General features: G+C 73.3%; 16 protein-coding genes. 7 read left to right on the forward strand and 9 right to left on the reverse strand.

Translation table 11 applies throughout. The annotated features are described in order from the left end of the window. Positions 1–246: 246 nt before the first annotated feature. From ACFVVX_RS31815 to ACFVVX_RS31840, 6 genes are all read left to right on the forward strand, one after another. Positions 247–2,016, forward strand: coding sequence for a fatty acyl-AMP ligase (locus ACFVVX_RS31815; protein WP_387950710.1), 1,770 nt, complete (start codon positions 247–249; stop codon positions 2,014–2,016). Between the two features lie 25 nt (positions 2,017–2,041). Continuing rightward, complete coding sequence (locus ACFVVX_RS31820; protein ID WP_387950711.1) at positions 2,042–2,308, forward strand: MoaD/ThiS family protein; 267 nt, start codon at positions 2,042–2,044, stop codon at positions 2,306–2,308. A 7-nt stretch (positions 2,309–2,315) separates the two neighbouring features. Continuing rightward, positions 2,316–3,146 carry an acyl-CoA thioesterase gene (locus ACFVVX_RS31825; RefSeq protein ID WP_387950712.1) on the forward strand — a complete coding sequence of 277 codons (831 nt, stop codon included), beginning with the start codon at positions 2,316–2,318 and terminating at the stop codon, positions 3,144–3,146. Continuing rightward, a complete protein-coding gene (locus tag ACFVVX_RS31830; protein WP_387950714.1) occupies positions 3,146–4,960 on the forward strand; it encodes an acyl-CoA dehydrogenase family protein in 1,815 nt (604 codons plus the stop codon). Before ACFVVX_RS31825 ends, ACFVVX_RS31830 begins: the two co-directional genes overlap by 1 nt. 69 nt (positions 4,961–5,029) lie before the next feature. After that, on the forward strand, positions 5,030–5,230 hold the full coding sequence (locus tag ACFVVX_RS31835) for an acyl carrier protein (RefSeq protein WP_387950747.1): 201 nt from the start codon (positions 5,030–5,032) through the stop codon (positions 5,228–5,230). Further along, complete coding sequence (locus ACFVVX_RS31840) at positions 5,227–7,764, forward strand: acyl-CoA dehydrogenase family protein (RefSeq protein WP_387950715.1); 2,538 nt, start codon at positions 5,227–5,229, stop codon at positions 7,762–7,764. Before ACFVVX_RS31835 ends, ACFVVX_RS31840 begins: the two co-directional genes overlap by 4 nt. 93 nt (positions 7,765–7,857) lie before the next feature. On the opposite strand, the gene pyrB is transcribed toward ACFVVX_RS31840, so the two are convergent. Then, positions 7,858–8,763: an aspartate carbamoyltransferase gene (pyrB, locus tag ACFVVX_RS31845; RefSeq protein WP_387950716.1), complete on the reverse strand. Its 906-nt coding sequence runs from the start codon at positions 8,761–8,763 to the stop codon at positions 7,858–7,860. Between the two features lie 108 nt (positions 8,764–8,871). Between pyrB and ACFVVX_RS31850 the strand changes: the two genes are divergently transcribed. Then, complete coding sequence (locus ACFVVX_RS31850) at positions 8,872–9,810, forward strand: LysR family transcriptional regulator (protein ID WP_387950717.1); 939 nt, start codon at positions 8,872–8,874, stop codon at positions 9,808–9,810. A 211-nt stretch (positions 9,811–10,021) separates the two neighbouring features. Here the strand turns inward: ACFVVX_RS31850 and ACFVVX_RS31855 are convergent, their stop codons facing one another. From ACFVVX_RS31855 to ACFVVX_RS31890, 8 genes are all read right to left on the reverse strand, one after another. Then, entirely contained in the window at positions 10,022–11,290 is a 1,269-nt protein-coding gene (locus tag ACFVVX_RS31855) for a sugar ABC transporter permease (RefSeq protein WP_387950748.1), read from the reverse strand. Between the two features lie 53 nt (positions 11,291–11,343). Beyond that, on the reverse strand, positions 11,344–12,123 hold the full coding sequence (locus ACFVVX_RS31860) for an ATP-binding cassette domain-containing protein (protein ID WP_387950719.1): 780 nt from the start codon (positions 12,121–12,123) through the stop codon (positions 11,344–11,346). A 112-nt stretch (positions 12,124–12,235) separates the two neighbouring features. Further along, positions 12,236–13,342, reverse strand: a complete 1,107-nt coding sequence (locus ACFVVX_RS31865; RefSeq protein WP_387950721.1) for a substrate-binding domain-containing protein — start codon at positions 13,340–13,342, stop codon at positions 12,236–12,238. Between the two features lie 207 nt (positions 13,343–13,549). Then, the gene (locus tag ACFVVX_RS31870) at positions 13,550–14,557 is read right to left on the reverse strand and encodes a LacI family DNA-binding transcriptional regulator (RefSeq protein ID WP_387950723.1); all 1,008 of its coding nucleotides are present in this window, start codon (positions 14,555–14,557) and stop codon (positions 13,550–13,552) included. Further along, a complete protein-coding gene (locus ACFVVX_RS31875) occupies positions 14,554–16,332 on the reverse strand; it encodes a glycoside hydrolase family 36 protein (protein ID WP_387950724.1) in 1,779 nt (592 codons plus the stop codon). Before ACFVVX_RS31875 ends, ACFVVX_RS31870 begins: the two co-directional genes overlap by 4 nt. A 2-nt stretch (positions 16,333–16,334) precedes the next feature. Further along, complete coding sequence (locus tag ACFVVX_RS31880; RefSeq protein ID WP_387950725.1) at positions 16,335–17,162, reverse strand: carbohydrate ABC transporter permease; 828 nt, start codon at positions 17,160–17,162, stop codon at positions 16,335–16,337. Further along, positions 17,159–18,091, reverse strand: a complete 933-nt coding sequence (locus tag ACFVVX_RS31885) for a carbohydrate ABC transporter permease (protein ID WP_387950727.1) — start codon at positions 18,089–18,091, stop codon at positions 17,159–17,161. Before ACFVVX_RS31885 ends, ACFVVX_RS31880 begins: the two co-directional genes overlap by 4 nt. Beyond that, positions 18,088–19,434 (reverse strand): ABC transporter substrate-binding protein, encoded by a 1,347-nt coding sequence (locus tag ACFVVX_RS31890; RefSeq protein WP_387950728.1) that lies wholly within the window; start codon positions 19,432–19,434, stop codon positions 18,088–18,090. Before ACFVVX_RS31890 ends, ACFVVX_RS31885 begins: the two co-directional genes overlap by 4 nt. Positions 19,435–19,508 lie beyond the last annotated feature (74 nt).

Consider the following 19,508-nt stretch of genomic DNA (forward strand, 5'->3'; position numbering starts at 1 on the left):
GCGTCAGCCGAGTGCACTGCGCCACAACTCCCCACGCCGCCAACAGGGTTGGCAGCGATTCCGGCCGCACTCGACCCCCCGCACACGCTGGTGGGCCTGATCACCATGCGCTTTGTTACCCGCCAGTGTCAATCCCCGCCCGCATGCCGGATGCACATGCCAAGAAGATCATTGACCCCGTGTCAATACTGCTGTAACACTTCACGGACCGGTCAAGTACGGGGGAGGGCACCGGGGTTGCTTGCCATGGATGCACACGGGCCGGAAGGCTTCGCACAACTGCTGCACAGACGGGCGGTCCAGTCGCCCGACGCCGTCGCGTACCGCTTCGTCGCGGAGGACGAGTCGGCCGTCGAGATCGGCTACGCCGAGCTCGACGCACGGGCCCGTACGGTCGCGGCCGCGATCCTGGCCGCCACCGACGGCCGGCCCGAGCCAGCCCTGCTGCTCTTCGCACCCGGGCCGGACTACCTGGCCGGCCTGTTCGGCTGCTTCTACGCGGGCGCGCCCGCCGTCCCCGCCTTCCCGCCCGACCCGACCAGGCTGGCCCGCACGCTGCCCCGGCTCGCCGCGATCATCGAGGACGCCGGCACCGACGTGGTGCTGACCACCTCGGACCTCGCCCCGCTGATGGCCGACTGGCTCTCCGTCGCCCTGGCCGGCCGCACCCCGCGGGTGATCGCGATCGACCTCGCCGAGCCCGGCCCGGCCGACGGCGGCCACCCGGCCCCGCCGCCCTCCCGACCAGAGCAGCCCGCCCTGCTCCAGTACACCTCCGGCTCGACCTCGCTGCCCCGCGGCGTCCTGCTCAGCCACGCCCGGCTGCTGCACAACTGTGCCGAGATCGCCCGCGGCTTCGGCATGCATCCGGCCAGCTCGGGCGCCCTCTGGCTCCCCCCGTACCACGACATGGGCCTGATCGGCGGCATCCTCACCCCGCTGTCCCACGGCATCCCGGTGAGCCTGATGTCCCCGGTGTCCTTCCTGCGCCGACCGCTCTCCTGGCTGCGGATGGTCTCCCGCTACGGCGCGACGATCACCGGCGCGCCCAACTTCGCCTACGACCTCTGCGTCCGCCGGGCGACCGACGCCGACGTCGCCGGGCTCGACCTGTCCGGCGTCGAGCTCACCTTCACCGGAGCCGAACCGGTCCGGCCCGAGACCCTCAGCCGCTTCGCCGAGCGCTTCGCCCCGACCGGCTTCCGGGCCGAGTCCTTCTACCCCTGCTACGGCCTCGCCGAGGCGACCCTGTTCGTCACCGGCGGCAAGCCGCTCGGCGGCTGGCGCTCCGTCGACCTCGCCCGCGACGCACTCGAACTCACCGGCACCGCTCGCCCCGCCGAGCCCGGCGAGGCCGTCCGGTCGCTGGTCGGCTGCGGGGTCCCCGGCCCGGACACCCGGCTGCTGATCGTCGACCCCGAGACCGGCGAGCCCCGGCCCGAGGGCGCCGTCGGCGAGATCTGGGTCGGCTCGCCCAGCGTCGCCGACGGCTACTGGCGGCGCCCCGAGGAGAGCGCCGACACCTTCGGCGCGACCACCGCCGACGGGGCGGGCCCGTTCCTGCGCAGCGGCGACCTCGGCGTCCAGCTGGAGGGCGAGCTCTTCGTCGCCGGGCGGATGAAGGACCTCATCGTGCTCAACGGCCGCAACCACCACCCGGTCGACATCGAGCGGGTCTGCGAGGCGGCGGTCCCCGGCATCCGCCGCAACTGCGGCGCCGCCTTCGCGGTCGAGGACGACGAGGGCGCCGTCGAGCGGCTGGTCGTCGTCTACGAGGCCGACCCCGCCGGGGAGGCCCGCTACAAGGCCACCGCCGATGCCGTCCGACGGGCCGTGTCGCTCGAACTGAGCGTCCCGCCGCACACCGTCGTCCTCATCCCGCCGCGCACCCTCCCCAAGACATCGAGCGGCAAGGTACAGCGCTGGCTGACCCGACGGCAGTTCCTCGCCGGGGAGCTGGAGGAGCTGGTCCGCTGGCAGGCCCCCCTCGCGGCGCCCCGCACCACCACCACATGACCGTTCCATCGAAGGGATCCGGGCGATGATCGTCAAGGTCAGGGGCATCCTGCTCCGCTTCACCGACTACCAGAACGAGATCGAGGTCGACGGCGGCACGGTCCGCGAGGGCCTGACCGCGCTCACCGAGCGCTACCCCAACCTGGGCGAGGTGCTGCTCGACCGCGAGGGCAGCGTCCGGGCCACCCATCTGATCGCCCTCAACGGCGAGAAGCTCACCCTGGACGAGCTGGACCGCGAGGCCACCGAGGACGACCGGGTGGACATCGTGACCGCGATCTCCGGGGGCTGAGGCGCCGATGGCACGCAGCTCCCGCTACGAGGTCGTCCTCGACGCGAGCCTGTTCTCCCCCACCCAGCTGCACCCCACCGCCGTCGGCCGGCTCGGGTTCCAGGCCGGCACCCGCTGGCTGCGCGACCACCTCGCCAGCCACCGCACCCTGGTCGCCGAGCACCGGGTCGGCCTGGTGCTCTGGGCCTGGCAGCTGGAGTACGAGCGCCCGCTGCGGTTCCACGACGCCGACGAGGTGCGGGTCGAGGTCGGCGCCCGGGTCCGCGGGCCGCACGCCTCCCAGCTGGAGGTCGAGATGACGCTCTCCGGCCCGGACGGCGTCGCGGTGCGCACCCGCGCCGCCTCCGTGCCGCTGCGGCTCAGCGGCGACGAGGCGCTGTCCGGCTCGCCCGCGGGCCTGCCGGCCGAGCTGCTCGCCCGCTTCGAGCCGGACGAGGTCGAGCGCTCCCCGTACCGCTCGGCGGTGCCCGCGCTGCGGGCCGAACTCGCCCGCGAGGGCGAACAACTCGCCTCCGGCACCGCGGAGTTCCGGGTCCACCGGCACCACTGCGAGGTGGCCGACCAGTGGTACTGGGCCGAGTCGCTGGGCTTCGCCGCCGGCGCCCGCGAGGAGCTGCTGCGGACGCACGGCGGCCGGGCCCCCGAGCTGCGCCGCGCGCTGAGCGAGGGCATCCGGCGGCTGGACGTGACCTGGCTGCGGGCGGGCCAGCTCTGGGACCTCCTCCAGGTCCGCACCACCGCCCACCGGCACGGCACCGGCCTCACCTTCGTCCATGAGCTGGTGTCCGCCGAGGAGGACGGCGGCGGCCCGTACGCGATCGTGGTGGAGCGCACCTGATGCCGACCGACCTGCCCGCCACCGCGGCCTCCGGCATGCCCGCCACCGCGGCCCCCGCACTGTCGGCCCCCGCACTGCCGGCCTTCGCGGCCGCCGAGGAGCTGGAACGCGCCCTGGGCTGCCCCTTCGACCCCGACACCGGCATGTCGCTGGCCCGCGGCCTGCACGCCGACGAGACGGAGACCGAGCCCGTCGACGCGTACCGGGCCGCCTGGGCCGCCGGTCTGCACGAGCACCTGGTGCCGGTCTCCGAGGGCGGCCGGCTGGCGTCCTTCGAGACCCTCACCGCCGTGGTCCGCGCGGCCTCGCGCCGCGACCTGGCCGTCCCGGTCGGCCTCGGATCGACCTTCCTGGCCGCCACCCCGGTCTGGATCTGGGGCGACGACGAGCAGCGCCGCCGGGTCGCCGAGCTGGTGCTCGGCCGCGCCTGGGGCACCGCAGGCATCAGCGAGGAGGCGGCCGGCAGCGACCTGCTGGCCACCGCCACCCGCGCCGCACCGGTCGACGGCGGCTTCCTGCTGAACGGGCGGAAGTGGCTGGTCGGCAACGGCCGGCGATCCTCCTTCGCCACCGTGCTCGCGGCCTCCGACCCGTCCTTCGGCCTGTTCCTGCTCGACTTCGACGCCCTCGACTTCGACGCCCTCGGCTCCGACGCCCTCGGCTCCGACTCCCTCGGCTCCGGCGGGGTGCGGCGGCTGCCCAAGGTCCGCACCCACGGCCTGCGCGGCCACGACCTGAGCGGCTTCACCCTCGACGACTGCCCGGTCGGCCCCGACGCCGTGCTCGGCCGCCCCGGACGCGGCATCGAGATGGTCTCCGGCATGCTCCAGTACACCCGGACCCTGGTCGGCGGCATGGGCCTCGGCGCGGCCGACACCGCCCTGCGGATCGCCCTGCGGCACGCCCGCGAGCGGGTCCTGTACGGCGAACCGGCCCTGGAACTGGCCCCCGTCCGGGCGCTGCTGGCCCGCGGCTTCGCCGATCTGCTGGTCGCCGAGTGCACGGCGCTGTCCGCCGCCCGCGCGCTCGACGTGGCCCGGCAGCGGATGCCGCTGTGGTCCGCGGTGGCGAAGTACCTCGTCCCCGGGCTCTGCCTGGACAGCATCGGCGCCTGCGGCGAGGTGCTCAGCGCCCGCGCCTACCTGCGTGAGGGCGTGGCGGGCGGCGCGTTCCAGAAACTCAGCCGCGACGCCGCGATCACCCCGGTCTTCGAGGGCACCGAGCTCGTCCAACTGGACACCATCCGCGCCCAGTTGCTCAGCCGGGCCCGTCGCTCCGGCGGCTCCCCCGCACTTCCGCTGCCGCTGCTGTTCGGCTTCGGCGACCCGGTACCGCCGCTGGCGCCCCGGGAGCAGCGCCCCTCGCTCACCTACGGCGGCACCGACGAGGTGCTCGACCTCCTCGACGAGGCCGTGGCGGCGCTCGCGGACGATCCCGAACTCGCCTCGATGGCGCGGACGTTGCTGATGGTTCGGGACGAGACCCGGGAGACCTTCCGCACCCTGTCCGAGGTCCGCGGCGCCGATGCCTACGAGGCCGCCCGCCGGCACTGCCTGGTGCACGCGGGCGCCTGCTGCCTGCACACCTGGCTGCAGCGCCGGACCGCCCTCGGCGGCCTGGCCGCCGACCGCGCCTGGCTGAGCGTGGCACTGCGCCGCGTCCTCGCCCGACTGGGCCTGCCGGTCGGGCCGGACCGCGAGTCCGAGCACCGACTGGTCCACCGACTGCAGCAACTCGACGACGACGACCGCGCGTTCTCCCTCGTCCCCCTGCGGCTGGCCCCGCAGTACCGAGGCCCCGAACGAACAACCTAGGAGGACCCCATCACCACCGGACACCAGGACGCCGTCACCGGGTCCACCGACAGCTGGCTGCCGGGCCTGATCGGGGAGCTGCTCGGCGTCGATCCGCAGGAGATCCCGCTCGACCGCCCGCTCGGCGAGCTCGGCATCGACTCGCTCACCGCCGCCCAGCTCTCCGTCGAGGTCGAGGAACGCGCGGGCCTCACCATCCCGCTCGAACGCTTCCTCGGCGACGAGACCATCGGACAACTGCTCGCCCAGGCCGGGGAGTCCGCCGCATGACGCCGACCGGAGAACCGACCGCAGACCGGACGCCCCGCGCCCACGCCGTCGACGTGATGAACCGCGCCGGGGCCACCCACCGCACCCTCGACGCCGAGGTCGAGCTGGTCCGCCGCGAGGCCCGGCGCCGGTTCGGCGGCCTGGTCCTCGACACCGCCAACCCCGGCACCCACTTCCGCAACCGCGAGAACCGGCCGATCGACCGCCGGGTCTTCCGACAGGCGGGCGAACTCGGCCTGTTCGGCTTCTCCCTGCCGGTCGAGGCGGGCGGCGCCGGGCGCGACAAGCTGGCCTGGGGTGTGGTGGTCGAGGAGCTCTCCCGGCTCTCCCGCGACCCCGGCCTCGCCGTGCTGATCGACATCAGCGTCGAGATCACCGAGCTGATCCTGTCCAGCGGCAGCCCGGAGCTGATCGGGCGCTACGTCCCCGACCTGGTGGCCGGCCGGCGCTTCGGCGTCCAGGGCGCCTACGAGAACCGGGACCCGTACGACTACCGGTCCACCGCCCGGCTCGACGGCGACACCTGGGTGCTCAACGGCGCCAAGCGCTTCATCGCCGGTGCCTGCTTCGCCGACCTGTTCGTCCTCTTCCTGCGCGAGGAGGGGTCCAACGACATGCTCGCCTTCGCGGTCGAGAAGGACGACCCGGGCGTCAGCGCGGTGCCCCTGGACACCATGGGCCTGCACACCATGGGCCTGGGCCAGGTCCTGCTGGACGACGTCCGGCTGCCGCAGTGGCGGCTGGTCTGGCGCGCCGACGCGCTCAGCGAGCTCAACACCTATGCCCGCATCCGGCGGACCATGAGCGCCTGCGGCGTGCTCGGCGCCCTGGACGGCGTCACCGAGGCCTGCGTCGAGGCGCTCGCCGACCGCCGCCGCACCGGGCGCCGGGTGCTCGACCACACCAACGTCGAACGCTCCGTCGGCGAGCTGCGGATGCTGCTGCAGACCTCCCGCGCCGCCGTCCACCGGGCGCTGGACGGCACCCGCTCGCCCGACCGGGACCCGCACTTCGACGAGTTCGCCACCGTCGCCAAGCACCACGCCGCGGAGTGCGCACTGCGGGTCGGCCAGGTGGTGATGGGCCTGCAGGGCGGCGAGGCGTACATGTCCGCGTTCCCCTGGGAGCGGTTCATGCGCGACGTCCTGGGCCTGATCTCCGGCCAGGGCTCGCAGGAGATGCTGCTGGTCCAGCTCGGCCAGCGCACCATCGTGGGCCTGGAGGGCCGGCGGGTCCGCGAGGAGGCCGCCGAGCGGAACGTCGCCAAACTGGCCGACGCCTGGTGGGCGCTGCACGCCGCCACCACCGCCGAGCCCTCCGAGGCCACCCGGGCGGTGGTCGCGGCGGCCCGGCTCGACGACCTCGACGGCCTCGGCGCCGACGACCGCGCCCGCTGCGCCGCGTTCCTCGACCGCGCTCACGCCCTGGTGGCGGCCGTCCGGGCCGGCCGGGCCCCGGACGCACTTCCGCCCGGCCCGTCCGGCCTCGCCGGCGGGCGCCCGGCCGAACTGGCCGCCGGGGCCCGGGGCCTGCTCGCCTGCGCCCTCGCCCGGGAGACCGGCCTGCTGACCCGGCTGCTGGAACCCTGCACGGTGGCGGAGGCCGTCGGGGACCTGCCCACGGGCCTGACCAAGGGCCTGACCAAGGGCCTGACCGAGGACCTGCTCGACGTCCTGCTCGACGTCGGCGTCGTGCGCCGGGACACCGACGGCCGCCACCTCGTCGACCCCGGCCTCGAACGCGTCCTGATCGGCGGCCCGCGCACTGGCGCGTTCGCCGCCCGGCTGCGCCGCGCCCTGGCCGGGGGCGCCCGCCTGCACGCCCCGGCCGCCTCCGCACCGGGCCCTGCCGCCCCGGCCGCCTCCGGACCGGGCAGCCCTTCCCTCGGTGCCCGCGAAGCCGTGCCCGGCTGCGGCGACGAGGCCGCCGCCACGGCGGACGCCCTGGTCACCACCGCCCTCGGGCAACTGGAGGGCCTGACCGCCCTGCTGGAGCGCCCCGGCGCCCGGATCGGCTGCGCCGCGGCGGACGGCGGACGTTCCGCCGCCGCACTGGCCCGCCAGATCCCGTTCGTCCCGGTGCTCTCCCTGGAACCGGCCCGCCCGACCGACGGCACGACCGGCGACCCGGCCGCCACCCCGACGAAGGCCCCGACCGACGGCACGACCGGCGACCCGGCCGACGGCACGGTCGAATCCCGCCCCGGCAGCGCCGCCGACTTCACGCCGGACGACGGGCTCGCCCTCGCCTGGCTGCCCGCCGCCACGCTCGGCGCCGACGCCCTCGGCCCCGCCGTCGACGCCGCCGCCGGGGCGCTCCTCCCCGGCGGCTGGCTGCTGCTGCCCTGCCCGCTGCTGCCCAGGCGCCCCCTCGGCGCCGCCGCCGCCCGGCTCGACCTCGCCCTCACCGGCGGCCGCGCCCCCGCCCCCGCGGAGCTCGAGGCCGCCCTGCGCTCGGCCGGACTCACCCAGCTCCGCACCCCCTGGTCCGACCCCGCCCTGGGCCTCACCCTGCTCGCCGCCCGCCGCCCGTAGGCGGACAGCCGTGGACGGGCCCGTGGCCGGCGCTCCCCCGGGGGCGCCGGCCACCCCGACCGGCCCCCGACCAGCAACCCCGACCGCCCCGCGTCACCCCGACAGCAGCTGCCGCAGCACCGCCATCCGGACCGGCACCCCGTTGGCGACCTGCTGGAAGTACCCGGCCCGGGGGTCGGCATCGACGTCCACCGCCAACTCGCCGGTACGCGGCAGCGGATGCAGGACGAGAAGGTCCTCGGACGCCCGCCGGAGCAGCGCCCGGGTGACGGGCGGCAGCTCCGGCGCCAGTCCCGCCGGCCACCGCTCGCGCTGCGGCCGGGAGACGTAGAGGACGTCGAGGCCGGGCAGCACCTCCGCCGGTTCTTCGGCCCTCGCGGTCGGAACACCCCGCCCGTGCACGGCGGCCACCACCTCCTCGGCCGGCTGCAGGTCCGCGGGCGCGATCCAGGTCAGCTCGGCACCGAAGCGGGAGAGCGCGAGCGCCAGCGAGTTGGCGGCCCGTCCGAACCGGAGGTCGCCGTAGAACCCCACCCGCAGACCGTCGAGCCGCCCGAACCGCTCCCGCACGGTGAACAGGTCGTAGAGCGTCTGGGTGGGGTGCTCCCGCCCGCCGTCCCCGCCGTTCACCAGCGGAACGGCCGCGACGCCCGCCGCCTCGTGCGCCGCGCCCGCCCGCGGGTGGCGCAGCACGATCAGTTCCGCGTAGCTCTGCACCACCCGGACGGTGTCGGTCAGCGACTCGCCCTTCGCCGCGCCGGACAGCGCCGGATCGTCGAACCCGATGACCCCCATGCCGAGCCGCTGGGCCGCCGAGGCGAACGAGAGCCTGGTCCGGGTGCTCGGCTCGAAGAACAGCAGCGCGGCGATCCTCCCGGCGAGCTCGGTCCCGCGGACGCCCTCGCGCTTTATCCGGGCCGCGTTGTCGAGCACGGCGGATATCTCGTCGTTCGCCAGGTCGTCAATACTCAGAATATTTTTCACGATCATTCCACCCATTCCTGGAATCCCCGCAGATCGGCAGGATTGCACCCACTCCGACCTGCCCTTATGATCCTGTGGCCCGCCCAGGTGCCACCCGCTCCGCCATATCCGCTCGGGGGACCAGTGAATATCCGCAGACTCCAGGTCTTCCTGGAGATCCTGGAGGCCGGCAGCCTTTCCGCCGCGGCCCGGCGGCTGCGGGTGAGCCAGCCCACGGTCTCCCAGCACCTGCGCCAGCTGGAGGAGGACCTGGACACCGAACTCCTCCACCGCGGACCGGGCGGTCTGCGCCCCACCGACGCGGGCACGGTCCTGGCCGGCTACGCCCGCGACCTCGTCCGGCTCACCGCCGAGGCCCGCGAGGCCACCCGCGCGGCGGGCCGCGCCGACAGCGGGGTGCTCTCGGTCGGGGCGACGACCACCGTCGGCAGCTACCTGGTGCCCCCGCTGCTGCAGGCCTTCCGGCGGCGCTTCCCACAGGTCGCGGTGGACCTGCACATCGGCAACCAGGAGGACATCGCCCGGCGGCTGCTCTCCGGTTCCTGCTCGATCGCCCTGGTTGCCGGCCGGCTGCGGGAGGACCGGCTGGTCCAGCTCCCGCTCTCCCAGGAGGAACTGGTCCTGGCCGCCGGACGCGGCCACCGGCTGCACGGCCACCGGATCACCCCCGCGCAGCTGGCCGGTGAGGTGTTCCTGCTCCGCGAGGCCGGCTCCAGCGACCGCCGCGCCCAGGAGGAGACCCTCGCCCTGTGGGGCCTCCAGCAGGCCCGGACCGCCCAGGTCGGCTCGGCCGAGGCCATCAAGCGGCTGTTGGAGACCGGTCACGGCGTGGCACTGCTCTCCCGCCCCGCCGTCCACCGCGAGCTGGCCGGCGCCGAACTCACCCGGCTCGACGTGCACCCCGCCCCGCCGCGCCGCCTGATCTCGGCCGCCTACCGCGCCGACCACGCCCTCACCGTCACCGAGCGCGCCCTGCTCGCCCTGGCCCGCGAGGCCGCCCCGGCCACCCCTGCCACTCCCGCCTCCCCGTCCGCCCCGGCCTCCCCCCGCTCCGACAGCTGACCCCCACCGCCCGCGAAACCGCCCGCGACACCTCCGGCATCCGGTCCCCGCCTCCCCTCCGCACCCGGCCCGCCGACCGCGGGACCGTCCGGAGACGAGGCTGCCCGATCGGCGCGGCGCCCGGAACGGCCCATCGGCCGGGGCCTTCAGCCCATGTGTCAGCGGCTATGGCCCCGGCCGATCGGCCTCGACGCCCCTCGGTGCTGTCCGGTCAGGCCCGGCCGGCCGCCTTCTGGGTGCGGCGGGCGAGCGAGTCGACGACCACCGCGGCCAGCAGCACCGCACCGGTGATCATGAACTGGATGGCGTTGCTCAGCCCCTCGATGTTCATCCCGGACTGGATCGAGCCGATCACCAGCGCACCGAGCAGCGCCGACCAGGTGCTGCCGCGCCCGCCGAACAGGCTGGTCCCGCCGATGACGGCGGCCGCGATGGCGTTCATCAGCAGGTTGCCGCCGCCGGAGGTCTGGCTGGCCGACTGGATCTGCCCGGCCAGGAAGAGGCCGCCGATCCCGGCCATGGTCGAGCAGATGACGAAGACGCTGATCCTGATCCACGACACGTTGATACCGGCCCGGCGGGCGCCCTCGATGTTGCCGCCGAGCGCGAACACCTGCCGGCCGTAGGTGGTGCGGCGCAGCACGAAGTCCAGGATCACGATGAAGATCAGGAAGATCAGCAGCGCCAGCGGCAGCCCCTTGTACTGGTTGAGCGTGTACGCCGCCAGGAACGCGATGACCGCCAGTGCCACCGTGCGCAGCACGAGGTCGGTCGGCGGCCGGTACGGCACCCCCGCCGCCCGCCGCCGTCTGGCACCGACCAGCGAGGAGAGGACGAACAGCGCCACCCCGGCCAGTGCCACCCCGTACGCGGCGGCCTGCTGCCCGAAGATCGTGCTGTAGAGCCGCGAGACGATGTCGTTGCCGGGGAGGTTGACCGTGCCGCTGGAGCCGAGGATCTGCAGCATCGCGCCGTTCCAGCCGAGGTTGCCCGCGAGGGTGACCACGAAGGCGGGCACGCCGACCTTGGCGAAGAACACGCCCTGGATCAGGCCGACAACGGCGCCGCCGGCGACGGCGACGAGCAGCGCCACCCACTCGTTGACGCCGTGGGTGACGTTCAGGACGGCGAAGATCGCCGCGCACAGGCCGCTGACCGAGCCGACCGAGAGGTCGATCTCGCCGAGCAGCAGCACGAAGACCACGCCGATCGCGATCATCCCGGTGCCGACGATCTGCTGCGACAGGTTGGAGAGGTTCTGGGCGGAGAGGAAGCTGCTGTCCAGGCTGCCGAACACGGCCCAGATCACGATCAGCGCCAGCACCACGGGCACCGAGCCGAGTTCGCCGCTGCTCAGCCGCCGGCGGAACTCGATCAGGTAGCCCTTGACGCCCTCCTGGCGCACGATCAGCCGCGGGTCCACGGCCGGGGTCGCCGACGCGGCCACCGGGACGGGGGCGTTGACGCCGCCCTTGGGCATGCTGTCCTCGGGCAGGCTGTGCCGGCCCGGCTTCTCGCCGGGAGAGTTCTCGCTCACTGGGAGCCCTCCGTGCCGCGGGCCTGCCGGCGGGTCACGGCGTTGTCCGTGGCACCGGTGATGGCCGAGATGATCTGTTCCTGGTTGGTGTAGCGCCGGTCGAAGACGCCGTTGTTGCGGCCGAGGCGCAGTACCGCGACGGTGTCCGCGACCGCCATCACGTCCGCCATGTTGTGGCTGATCAGGATCACGCCGAGGCCGCGCTCGCGCAGCCGCTCGACCAGGTCCAGCACCTGGGCGGTCTGCTCGACGCCGAGCGCGGCGGTCGGCTCGTCCAGCATCACGACCTTGGGCGAGCCGATCAGCGCGCGGGCGATGGCCACCACCTGGCGCTGGCCGCCGGAGAGCGAGGCGATCGGGATCCGCACGCTGGGGATCCGGATGGACAGCGTGTCGAGCAGCTCGCGCGAGCGCTTCTCCATCTCGACCTCGTCGAGGACGGTGAAGCGCCGGATCTCGCGGCCCAGGAAGAGGTTCCCGACCACGTCGAGGTTGTCGCAGAGCGCGAGGTCCTGGTAGACGGTGGCCACGCCCAGGTGCTGGGCGTCCTGCGGGCGGTGGATGGAGACCGGCCGGCCCTCCCATTCGATGACGCCCTCGTCGGGCTGGTGCACCCCGGCGATCGCCTTGACCAGCGTCGACTTGCCGGCGCCGTTGTCGCCGACCAGCGCCAGCACCTCGCCGGTGTGCACCTCCAGCTCGATGTCGGTGAGCGCCTGCACGGCGCCGAACCGTTTGGAGACCCCGCGCAGGGCCAGTACGGTCTCACCTGCCACAGTGACCAACTCCCTTGCCCCGCCCGCCGGTCCGGGGGGCGGGGCGTGTTCCGCTACGGGCGTTCCGGCGCGTGCGCACGGGCCCTGACCGGGCCCGGGCACACGGGTCCGGTCAGGTGAGGCCGGCCTGGGCGCAGGCGGCGGCGTAGTCCGGCGTGCAGATCTGCGCGACGGTGTAGAGGCCGTCGGCGACCACCGTGCTCTTGATGTTGTCCTTGGTCAGCACGACCGGGGTGATCAGGTCGGCCGGCACCTTGTTGCCGCTGCCGTTGGTCACGGTCACCGGCAGCAGCTCGGGCTCCGGGGTCTTGCCCTCGGCGTACGCCACCGCCATCCGGGCGGCCGCGTCGGTCTCGGGCTTGAAGGGCTTGTAGATCGACATCGTCTGGGTGCCCGCCAGGATCCGCTGCACCGCGTCCAGCTGGGCGTCCTGGCCGGTCAGCGGCACGCTGAGGCCGGCCGCCTTGAGCGCGGTCGCGATACCGGCGGCCATGCCGTCGTTGGCCGAGTAGACGCCGACCACGTTCGGCCCGCCGATCGCGGTGATCGCCGCGGACGCCTCCTGGTTGGCGTTGTTCGGGTCCCAGTTCGGGGTGTCGTACTCCTTGCCGATCTTCAGCTTGCCGTCGATCGCACTGTGCGCGCCCGCCTTGAAGTCGGCCGCGTTGGGGTCGGTGGGCGACCCGTTGATCATGATGATCGACCCGGCGTCCGCCTTGCCGTCCACCGCCGCCACCAGGGCCTGGCCCTGGAGCTCGCCGACCTTCTTGTTGTCGAAGGACACGTAGGCATCCACCGGCCCCTGCGCCAGCCGGTCGTACGCGATCACCTTCACGCCCGCGTCGTGCGCCTTCTGCACGGAGGACTGGATCGACTTGGAGTCCACCGCGTCCAGGATCAGCACCTTGTCGCCCTTGGTCAACGCGGTGTCCACCTGGGTCTGCTGGGTGGTCGCGTTCTCGTTGGCGTTGTAGTAGTCGATCTGCGCGTTCGGCGCGAGCTCCTTGATCCTCTGCTCGATCAGCGGGCGGTCGAACTGCTCGTACCGGGTGGTCTTGGTCTCCGGGAGCAGCAGGCCGATCTTGATCGCCCCGCCTCCGCTCGCACTGCCCGAGGACGAGCTCCCGGTGGACTGCTTGGCGCTGCCGCACGACGCCAGTCCGAGCCCGACGGAAACCACTGCGGCCACCGCGACGGCGCGGCGAAGCCCGATGCTCATGAGGATGCCTCTCCAGTTGAGTCCACCCCCGCCTCCGAGTGTGCGAACCCGGGGCCGTCCCCACGATCCGGAGTGCGCCGAACGGGTAGTCGGCACTCCTCAGGGAGCTCTCAGCGACACCTCGGGCACCCCGGAGCACCCTCGAAGCAGCCCGGGCAGCCGAACGGCCCGCCGGATGGACCGGCGGGCCGTCGTGGTGGAGTGCGCTCAGGCCCGGTCCGCGGCCGGGGCCGGTCCGGTCGAGGAGCGGATGACCAGCTCGGGGTCGAAGAGCAGCTCGCCGGTCGGCACGTCCCGGTTGCTGACGAGCGCCAGGATGCTGCGGCCCACCTCCAGCGCCAGCCGGTCGGCCGGCTGGCGGACGGTGGTCAGCGGGGGGTCGGTGAACTCGGTGATGGCCGAGCCGTCGTAGCCGACCACCGAGACGTCGCCCGGGACGGTGCGGCCCTGGCGGCGGATGCCGCGGATCGCGCCCAGGGCCATGTAGTCGCTGGCCGCGACGATGGCGGTGGCCCCGCGGGCGAGCAGCGGGCCGACCGCGGCCTGGCCGCCCTCCACCGTGTAGGACTGGCGGATCACCCAGTCCTCGGCGCCGTCGATCCCCCGCCGGGCCATCGCGTCCAGGAAGCCCTGCACCCGCCGGTCCGCGGGGTGGTTGCCGGCCGGTCCGGAGGCCATCCCGATCCGCCGGTGCCCCAGGCGGTGGAGGTGGTCGACCGCCTGCTCGGCGGCGAGCGCGTCGTCGGTGGAGAAGACCGGGGTGGGCACGCCGTCCGCGAACTCGCCGTTGATCCCGACGAACGGCACCCGGCGCTGGCGCAGCAGCTCGTACGTCTCCAGGTCCGCGCCGTCGACGGTGTTGGAGGCGGAGAGGAAGACGACCGCCGCGATCCCCTTCTCCACCAGCGCGGCGATGAAGTCCCGCTCCTGCACCCCGCCGGGGAAGGCCGGGCAGAGCACCGTCTTCAGCCCGTGCGGCGCGAGCGCCGACTCGATCCGCTCCGCGACATCGGCGAAGAACGGGTTCGAAACGAACTCGGTTATCACGGCGACGAGTTGACCTTGGGTCTGGCGTTCGTAGCCGAGCTCGGCCATGGCCAGTTCGACGGCGTCCCGGGTCTTCTTCGAGACACCCTGGCGCCGGTTGATCACCCGGCTGACAGTCGCCTCGCTGACTCCCGCGCGGGCTGCCACGTCGGTGATCCCGACCTTCATCGTGGTCCTTCCGTGATGGTGAGCGTTGCCAGGCCTCCACGGGGGACGGCCAACGATCGGGGACCGTCCGGCATGAACTCCAGCGAGCCCTCCATGATACGGCCGTCGGGGCCGTGGATCACGCCCTGGACCCAGCCCCCGCCGCCGTGCACCTCCACCACCACGCGGTCCCGGGCCGAGCCGTTGACCAACTGGACCTGGCGGTGGGCGGCGAGGTCCAGCGGCACCACCAGGTCGCCGTGCACGCTCAGCAGCGCGCGGTCGCCCGCGGTCGCCCGCACCAGCGGGTACAACTCGTCGGGGCGGCCGGGCTCGACCTCGCCGTCCAGCAGCAGGTCGCTGTGCCGCTGCCACTGCCGCAGCCAGAACGCGATCGCGTCGCGGTGCGCCTGCGGGATCCGGTCGAGCCGGACCGAGATCTGCGGCACCGAGTGCAGGGCCCCGATCAGTTGGCGGGCCACCGCCTCGACGGGTGCGTCCGGGGACCACAGCAGCATGTCGGAGTGGACGGCCCCGCCGACGGCGAGCAGCGAGGTGTCGAGGGTGCGCACCCGGTTGGCGGGCGCGTCCGCCGGGCAGTCGAAGGACCGCAGCATGTTGCCGAACGGCGCCATGCCGGGGCCGACATAGGGCTGGCGCAGCTCCATCAGCAGGTCGGGGCGGGCGGCCTCCAGGGCGTCCCGGAGCTCCGTCAGCAGCGTGATCATGGCCTGGCCGACGTCCCCCGCGCCGTCGCCCGCGTACACCATGGCCTGGTCGAGGAAGTCGACCTTCAGCCCGTCGAGGCCCGACTCGCGGACCAGGCCGGCCAGTTGGTCGACGATGTGCCGCCGCACCTCGGGCCGGCGCGGGTCGAGGACGTACGCGCCCGGCACGCTGGCGGGGGTGGGGGCGAAGGGGGCCCAGTCGGCGAAGCACTCGGCGTCGGGGCCGAGCAGCAACGGCGCGATCCACGCCATGTACCGCAGCCCGGCCGCCTGGACGCGCGCCACGTGCCCGGCGAAGTCGGGGAACTTGGCCCGGTCGGGCCGCCAGTCCCCGCACCCCGCGTAGCCGCGCCCGTGGCCCTGCTCCTGCCATCCGTCGTCGAGGATCAGCACCCCGCAGCCGAGCCCGGCGGCCAGCTCGGCCTGGGTCTCGACGGCCTGCGCGGTGACGTTCTGGTTGAAGGCGTACCAGGTCGAGTAGACCGGGGTACGGGCCGAGTCGGGCACCTTCATCGAGGTGATCGAGCGGGCGAACCAGCCGCGCAGCAGCCGCATCGCGGTGGCCACCGACGGCGCCCGCGGGACCAGCAGCAGCCGGTGCGGCTGCGCGGAGGCGGGCAGGCTCAGGTGCACGACGTGGGTGTCGTCCTCCTCCGACACCCCGAAGCGGACCGCCGTCTCCGGGACGGGGTCGGTCGCCGCGAAGGCCAGCATGGTGGCGCCGGACTGGTCGTACAGGCAGCCCGCGGCGTGCCCGGCGACCAGCGAGACGTTGGCCTGGCCCTCCCAGTCGGCGAGCAGGGTGCGCCGCCAACCGCCCTGGGGGTGCCAGTAGCCGACGGCGTCGCCGAGCGGCACGGAGAAGCGGACCTCGACCGGGGAGCCCTCGGCCCGCACCTCCAGGATGCGCAGCCCGTCGGCCGCTTCGCCGAGCGTCCAGGCCGCCCGGGTGCCGGGGGCCGCGGCGAGCAGGGCGATCGACACCCCGTCGAGCAGCGGCTCCCAGGGGGCCTGCGGGAGCCCCGCGGTCGTCACGGCCTCGCCGGTCTTCACAGTCTGACTCTGCACGTTCACTCCTTGACAGCGCCGGCGAGCAGGCCGGAAACGAAGTGGCGCTGAAGCGCCAGGAAGACGGCGGCCATCGGCAGCGCGGCGATCGAGGTGCCGGCGAGGATCGCGCCGTAGTCGGTCTCGTCGAGGCCCTGCAGCGAGGCGAGGGCCACCGGGATGGTGAACGAGCCGCCGTCGCGCAGGACGAGCAGCGGCCAGAGGAAGTCGTTCCACTGGTACAGGAAGAGGAAGATCGCCAGCGCCGCGAGCGCGGGCTTCATCGGCGGCAGCGCCACCCGCAGGAACAGCCGCAGTTCGCCGCAGCCGTCCATCCGGCCGGAGTCGAGCAGCTCGTCCGGGAGCGCGCCCATCGACTGGCGCATCAGGAAGATCCCGAAGGGCAGCGCCAGGTTGGGCATGATCACGGCCTGGTAGGTGTTCAGCCACTCCAGGTCGGTCATCATCCGGAACAGCGGGACGAGCGTGACCTGGGCGGGGATCACCAGCCCGAGCATCAGCAGCCCGAAGACCGCCTCGCGGCCGCGGAAGCGGTACTTGGCGAAGCCGTAGCCGGCGAGCGTGCAGACGGTGCCCGCGCAGAGGGTGTAGACGGCGGCGATCAGCAGCGAGTTGAGCACGACCCGGCCGAACTGCGCGGACTCCTGGAGGGTGTTCAGGTTGTCCAGGAGGTGTCCGCCGGGCAGCATCGGCGGCGGGCTGTCGAAGATCTCCCGCGAGCTGTGCGTGGAGGCGACCACCAGCCAGTAGAAGGGGAGTCCGACGACGGCGAGCACGATGGCCAGGCCGGAGGTGAGCAGGATGCCCCTGCCGCGTTGACGTGTGGTCACGACTTGTCCCCCAGGACGCGGAACTGGATGACGCCGAGGATCCCGATCAGCACGGCGAGGGCGTAGGCGATGGCCGACGCGTAGCCGAAGTCGAAGAACTTGAAGGCGGTCTGGTACAGGTACACACCGATGGTCAGGGTCGCGTTGTCCGGACCGCCGCCGGTGAGGATGTACGGCTCGTCGAAGATCTGCAGGGTGCCGATGGTGGAGAGCACCGTGGTGAGCAGCAGCGCGGGCCGCAGGCCCGGCAGGGTGACGTGGACGAAGGACTTCCAGGCGCCGGCCCCGTCGACGGCCGCGGCGTCGTACAGCTCGGTCGGGACGGTCTGCAGCCGGGAGAGCAGGATCACCGCGTTGTAGCCGGTGTAGTGCCAGCTCAGCGCCAGGCCGAGGGAGATCTTCGCCCAGAGCGGGTCGGTCAGCCACGGCACGGCGTCGATGCCGGTCAGCCCGAGCAGCCAGTTGACCAGGCCGTACTCCTGGTTGAGCAGCACCGAGAAGATGATCCCGTAGGCCACCAGGCCGGTGACCATCGGCAGGAAGAACCCGAGCCGGAAGACGGTCCGGCCGCGCAGCAGCGTGGAGTTGAGCGCGACCGCGAGGCCGGTGGCGAGCGCCAGCATCACCGGCACCTGGACGGCGAGGATGACCGCGGTGTTCTTCAGGGCGGTCCAGAACAGCGGGTCGTCGATCAGCCGGGCGTAGTTGTCGGCGCCGACGAAGGTGTCCACGCCGCCGACCGTCCGGTGGAGGCTGAGGACGAAGGACCAGCCGATCGGGTAGAGCTTGAACCCGGCGAAGAGCAGCAGTGCGGGCAGCACGAAGAGGTAGGGGGCGAGCCGCCGCCCCCGCGGGGGGCGCGGCCGGCGGGCCGCGCCCCCGGTGGCGGGAGGCGCGGACGCCTTCCCGCCGAGGAGTGTCGCGGTCATCGGACGACCTTGCGTCCGGTCTGCTTCCCGAGCTGGTCGGCGGCCTCCTTGAGGACCTTCGCGGGGTCGGCGCCCTTGAGCAGGACCTTGGACTGGGCGTCGGTGACGACCTTGAGCGCGCGGGCGTAGTCGGCGGTGTAGTTGAACGCGGGCGAGGGCGCCTTGAGCGCCTCCAGGAAGATCTCGCCCTTCTTCTGGCCGCTGAAGAACGCCGACGGCTCGTGGAAGACCGAGTCGTCGTAGGCCTTGATCAGGGCCGGCGCGATGCCCTTGCCCTTGTAGATGCTGACCTGCGAGGCCGGGCGGGTCAGGACGAACTCGACGAAGCTCCAGGCGGCGGCCTGGTGCTTGCTGCTGCCCGCGACCGCGAGGTGGGTGGAGTTCACGGTGGCGGCGGTGGCCCCGCCCCGGCGCACGGCCGGCGGGAGGCGGACCTTCCACTTGCCGGCCTCCTCGGGCACCTGCTCCTCGATGATGCCGCCGAACCAGGTGGGCCACGGCAGGACGGCCGCGGTGCCCTTCTTGATGGAGCTCATCAGGGCGTTCCAGCCGCCGGCGAGGTCGCTGACCAGCTCGGCGTCGTTCATCGTCTTGATGAGCGTCATGGCCCGGACGGCCTCCGGGGAGTCGAGGGTGATCTCCCCGTCGAGGTTGAAGTAGAAGGCTCCCTGGAGCTGGAGCAGCATCTGGAAGAAGTTGGCGGCGTCCGGCTGCGAGGCGGGCTTGTCGATGCCGAGCAGGTAGGCGCCGGTCTTCTCCTTGATCTTCTTGCCGGCCTCGATCGCCTCGTCCCAGGTCTGCAGCGCGTCGGCGTCGACGCCGGCCTGCTCGAAGAGGTCGGCGCGGTAGTAGAAGCCGCCCGAGTTCGCCTCCCAGGGGAGCGCGTTGATCCGCTCGCCGCGCGGCGAGACGGTCTGCCACATGCCCTGGGCGAAGGCGTCCCGGTAGCTGTCGGCACCGAAGGCGCGCAGGTCCGCGAGGCTGTTCGGGAACTTCTCGACGTAGCCCGGGAGGTAGTCGACACCGATGTGCAGGACGTCGGCGAGGCCCTGGCCGCCCGCCGCCATCGCCGTGGTGATCTTGTCCCAGATCGCCGGGTTGCCGATGTCCTCGACGGTGACCGCGATGTCCGGGTACTTCTTGTTGAACTCCGGCAGGAGGGCCTTCATCTCGGCCGCCGGCCCCTGCCAGGACCAGACCGTGATCTTGCCCTTGTCGCGGTCGCCGGCCGCCCCGGACGTACCGCTGCCGCTGCCGCCCGAACAGGCCGTGAGACCGGTGAGGCCGGCCCCGGCCGCGATCGCGCCGCCGATCTGCAGAACTCTTCGACGTTCCAGCTCCATGACTGTTTCCACCCTGCTCGCACGCTGTTGCGGACCCTGACGAGCCGGGACTCTAACAACGCGTTCTTTAAACT

This window comes from Kitasatospora sp. NPDC058170 (assembly GCF_042883905.1).
Classification (GTDB): domain Bacteria; phylum Actinomycetota; class Actinomycetes; order Streptomycetales; family Streptomycetaceae; genus Kitasatospora.